The 4635-nt window shown below is 70.2% G+C and carries 4 protein-coding genes; 3 read left to right on the plus strand and 1 reads right to left on the minus strand.

Annotated features, from left to right (window positions below; genetic code table 11):
* Window positions 1–261: 261 nt before the first annotated feature.
* Window positions 262–1101 carry a GntR family transcriptional regulator gene (locus tag D3105_RS32340; protein ID WP_118906404.1) on the minus strand — a complete coding sequence of 280 codons (840 nt, stop codon included), beginning with the start codon at window positions 1099–1101 and terminating at the stop codon, window positions 262–264.
* Window positions 1102–1398: 297 nt separating this feature from the next.
* Here D3105_RS32340 and D3105_RS32345 point away from each other — a divergent pair, with 297 nt between their 5' ends.
* From D3105_RS32345 to D3105_RS32355, 3 genes are read left to right on the plus strand one after another with little or no spacing between them, the layout of a single operon-like run.
* A complete protein-coding gene (locus D3105_RS32345) occupies window positions 1399–2667 on the plus strand; it encodes an extracellular solute-binding protein (protein WP_118906405.1) in 1269 nt (422 codons plus the stop codon).
* Between the two features lie 39 nt (window positions 2668–2706).
* Window positions 2707–3699: a carbohydrate ABC transporter permease gene (locus D3105_RS32350; protein WP_118906406.1), complete on the plus strand. Its 993-nt coding sequence runs from the start codon at window positions 2707–2709 to the stop codon at window positions 3697–3699.
* A complete protein-coding gene (locus D3105_RS32355; RefSeq protein ID WP_118906407.1) occupies window positions 3696–4541 on the plus strand; it encodes a carbohydrate ABC transporter permease in 846 nt (281 codons plus the stop codon). Before D3105_RS32350 ends, D3105_RS32355 begins: the two co-directional genes overlap by 4 nt.
* Window positions 4542–4635: the final 94 nt, after the last annotated feature.

Raw genomic sequence — 4635 nt, forward strand, 5'->3', positions numbered from 1 at the left:
GGGGTGGCGAGGGCGGGCCCAGCGGCCGCGAGGGCGGCGGCGGCCAGCAGGCCGCCGAGGAAGCCGCGGCGGCCGGGGAGGCCGGACGCGGCAGCGGAGTGTTCGGGGCCGGAGTGTGGGTGGGGGGACGGCTTCATGCGAGGCACCTCGGGTGGGGGTCGGCTGCTTCGGATGCGTCCGCCACCCTGGCCCGCCGACGCCCGTACGGCAAGAGGCGCAACAAGAGTTGCATCCTCTGCAACACCTGGAGGTGACGGCGGGTCAGCCGCCCGCCTGGATGTCCCCCCTGGTCGACGAGGCGATGGCGTCGCCGTGCGCGAAGTCGCCGGGCGGGATGCCCGGGTGGTGTCCCTCCAGGTCGGGGGCGACCTCGGCCGCCGGGCCGAGCGCGAGCCGGGAGACGATCCGGTAGCGGTCACCCCGGTAGAGCGAGTGGACATACTCCACCGGACGGCCCGTGGTGTCGGACGTCAACCGCTCGAAGAGCAGCGCCGGGGAGAGCTCGGGGACGTCGAGCAGCCCGGCCTCGGCGCGCGTGACGACGGTGGGCTCGATCGCCTGGACCGCCTCGTGGACGTGCACGCCGTGGGTGGCGCGCAGATGCTCGTACAGATCGCCGCTCTCCAGCTCCTGCGCGCGCAGGCCCGGCACCAGCTCCGCCCGGATGTGCAGATGCTCGATGGCCATCGGCGCCCCGTCGACCAGCCGCAGCCGCGCCACGTAGACGATCTCGGCGGCGGGTGACATGCGCAGCTTGCGGCCGACGCGGGCCCCCGCCTGGAGCGTGGTGAACTCCAGCAGCCGGCTCGACCAGGCGCCCGCCGCCTGCGGCACGCTGAGCGCCCGGTCCCCGGCGACCAACTCCTGGGTGATCTTGGCGGGGGCGACGAACATGCCCCGGCCGTGCTCGCGCACCAGGAGCCCTGCGGCGACCAGCTCGTCGACCGCCGCGCGCACGGTGGGCCGGGAGACCCCGAGCAGGGCGCACAGGGCGCGTTCGGAGGGGATGGCGTCACCGGGGCTGCGCGACTCGATCAGCTCCAGCACGGCATCGCGGGTCCGCTCCCGTTTGAGCACCGTCCCCGGCGCATCCGCGTCCATGATCTCCCCTCCCGACGGTTGGATTCCCCTTACCAGTTGACCATGCCACCACCCCAACTGGCCTGCTGGTCAGGTGCAGTGTAGCGCTTACCGGAGCTGGTTCGGTCGCCCACGATGCGACGAGATCACCAATTCCCCGCCGTACGCAGGGGGTTGACGACCTCATTGGTCTATGCCACCTTCATCCACCACCGACGGGCGAGCTGTCCAGTGAGGCTCACTGGTCAGGTGGCCAGGCCTCGTCAGGTCCGTCCGATCCGCTCTGCTTCCCGATCCGTATCGCTTCCGAGGTGAACCGTGAAGTACCGCTTGCTCGCCGGTGGGTCCGTGCTCGTCCTGACCGCCGCGCTCAGTGCCTGTAGTTCGTCGTCCGGACCGAACTCCGGGAACGGGGACGGTCGGACGACGGTGGATGTGTGGCTGATGCGCGACAGCGTCTCGGCGCAGTTCCAGAAGGAGTTCACCGCGGACTTCGAGAAACGCCACCCGGCGATCGACGTGAAGATCCAGATCCAGGAGTGGGACGGGATCGGCCAGAAGATCACCGCCGCCCTGGCCAGCAACGACGCCCCGGACGTCATCGAGGCGGGCAACACCCAGGTGGCCCAGTTCGCGGAGAGCGGCGGTCTGCTCGACCTCAGCGACCGCACGGACGAGCTGAACGGCGAGGACTGGCTGAGCGGCCTGGCCGAGCCGGGTTCGTACGAGGGCAAGCAGTACGGCATCCCGTACTACGCGGCGAACCGGGTGGTCATCTACCGCACCGACCTCTTCGAGAAGGCGGGCGTCGACGCGACGGGGATCAAGACCCGCGAGCAGTGGATCGACGCCACGGCCAAGCTCAACAAGGGCGGCACGCAGGGCATCTACCTGCCGGGGCAGATGTGGTACGCGCTGGCCGGGTTCATCTGGGACGAGGGCGGCGACCTCGCCGCCGAGTCCGGCGGGAAGTGGTCCGGTGCGCTGGACACCCCCGAGGCGCTGCGCGGCATGGCGTTCTACGAGGAGCTCCAGGCGCTCGGCAAGGGCCCCAAGGACTCCGACGAGGACGACCCGCCGCAGGCCGAGGTGATGGCCCAGGGTCAGGTGGCCCAGGTCATCTCCACCCCGGGCGGGGCCAACGTCATCGCGGAGAACAACCCCGGACTCAAGGGCAAGCTCGCCTTCTTCCCGATCCCGGGCAAGACGGCGGACACCCCGGGCGCGGTCTTCACCGGCGGCTCCGACCTGGTCGTGCCGGCCGCCGCGGCCCACCCCGACGAGGCGGTCACCTTCATCAAGGAGCTGACCGGGGACGCCTGGCAGAAGAAGCTCGCCGTCGCCATGAGCTACGTGCCGAACCGGACCTCGCTGGCCTCCGCCGTGGCCGAGGACCCGGGGGCCGCCGCGATGGCGGTCGGCGCGGCCAACGGGCACGCCACGCCCAACACCCCGGGCTGGGCGGCGGTCGAGGCGGAGAACCCGATCAAGGACTACATGACGGCCGTGCTCACCGGGGGCGATCCGGCGAAGGAGGCGGCGAAGGCCTCGCAGGACATCACCCGGGCCATGAACGCCGGTTCCTGACCCGTCCCATTCCCCGGAACAGCAGGAAGGAGGCGCGCCGTGCCGGTCGTCGACCAACGGACCGCACCCAGCACCCCCCGGCGACGCCCGGCCCCGCGCCTCGCCGTACGCAAATCCCCGCCCCGGCGCCGGGGAACGGGCAGGGCCCAGGGCTTCTGGCCGTACGCTTTGGTCGCCCCCGCCGTCGGCGGCATGCTCTACCTGCTGCTCTACCCGCTGGTGCGGGCCGTCCTGATCTCGTTCCAGGACTTCCGGCTGCGCCAACTGATCGCCGGCGATGCCGACTTCGTCGGCCTGCGGAACTACCGGACGCTGCTGACGGACCCCCGCTTCTGGGAGGTGGTCCGCCGCACCTTCCTCTTCATGGCGGTCAACGTCGTCCTGATCATGGTGATCGCCACCCTGGTCGCCCTGATGGTGGAGCGGCTGGGCCGGATCGGGCGGACGGTGGTGCTGTGTTCGCTCGTGCTGGCCTGGGCGATGCCGGTGGTCGCGGCGACCACCGTCTTCCAGTGGCTGTTCCACTCGGAGTTCGGCATCGTCAACTGGTCGCTGACCTCGCTCGGCCTCGACTCCTTCGACCGCTATCCGTGGTTCGCCAACGGCACCGCGGCCTTCGCGATCCTGGTGACGCTGATCGTGTGGCAGTCGGTGCCGTTCGCCGCGATCACCCTGTACTCGGCGCTGACCACCGTCTCCCCCGAGCTGTACGAGTCGGCGCGGCTGGACGGGGCGGGCGCGGGGCGGATCTTCCGCTCGGTCACCTTCCCGATCCTGCGGCCGATCTTCCTGCTGGTGGTGTCGCTGGAGGTGATCTGGACGTTCAAGGCGTTCGTCCAGATCTGGGTGATGACCCGAGGCGGGCCGGGCGACGCCACGACGATCCTGCCGGTCTACGCCGTGCAGACGGCGCTCTCCAGTCAGCGGTACGACCTCGGTTCCGCCGCCTCGATGGTCACCGTGGTCCTGATGTCCGGGGTGCTCGTCCTCTACTTCCGCCAGATGCTCCGCCAGGAGGACGAGACCCGATGAACTCACCTGTCGCGCGCCTTCGGCTCCGGCGCCTTCCGCTGTACCTCGCCGCCGCCGTGACCGTCGTGGTCTGTCTCTTCCCCGTGTACTGGATGATCTCCACGGCCTTCAAGCCGTCCAAGGACATCCAGTCGTCGAACCCGCAGCTCTTCCCGCAGACCTGGACCCTCGACCACTTCGAACGGGCCGTGGATGCCGACGGGTTCGCCCTGTTCTGGCGCAACAGCATCCTCGTGACGCTGGGGGCGGTCCTGCTGGCGCTGCTGGTGGCGCTGGGCGCGGCGTACGCCGTGGCGCGGCTGCGGTGGCGGGGCCGGCGGCAGTTCATGCTGATGATCTTCATCGCGCAGATGGCGCCCTGGGAGTCGCTGATCATCCCGATCTACATCATTTCCCGGGACACGAACATGCTGGACCGGCTGCCGACGCTGACGCTGATCTACTTCATGATCACGCTGCCGTTCACCGTCGTGGTGCTGCGCGGCTTCATCGGGACGATCCCGCCGGAGCTGGAGGAGGCGGCGCAGGTCGACGGCTGCACCCGGACCGGGGCGTTCCGGCGGGTGGCGATGCCGCTGCTGGCGCCGGGGCTGATGGCGACCTCGCTGTTCGGCTTCATCACCGCCTGGAACGAGTTCGCCTACGCCAACTTCCTGATCATCAAGCAGCAGGACAACCGGACGCTGCCGGTCTGGCTGTCGTCCTTCCAGAACACCTTCGGCACCGACTGGGGCGCCACGATGGCCGCCTCCACCCTCTTCGCGCTGCCCGCCCTGGTGATCTTCCTGTTGCTCCAGCGCCATGTCACGTCCGGCTTCGCCGCCGGTGCCGTGAAGGGCTGAGCAGCACAGAACGCCGCTCGGCCCCCGCAGGACCCGCCACCTCCCGCCCCTCCGCCAGTCCGCCTGCCCGCGAACCGAATCCGGAGTCCCCGTG

Source organism: Streptomyces globisporus (assembly GCF_003501885.1).
Classification (GTDB): domain Bacteria; phylum Actinomycetota; class Actinomycetes; order Streptomycetales; family Streptomycetaceae; genus Streptomyces; species Streptomyces globisporus_D.

Bases quoted from the DNA above. Each gene is read 5' to 3' on its own strand.
- D3105_RS32340 (WP_118906404.1), bottom strand. From the start codon at position 1,101: ATGGACGCGGATGCGCCGGGGACGGTGCTCAAACGGGAGCGGACCCGC.
- D3105_RS32355 (WP_118906407.1), top strand. From the start codon at position 3,696: ATGAACTCACCTGTCGCGCGCCTTCGGCTCCGGCGCCTTCCGCTGTAC.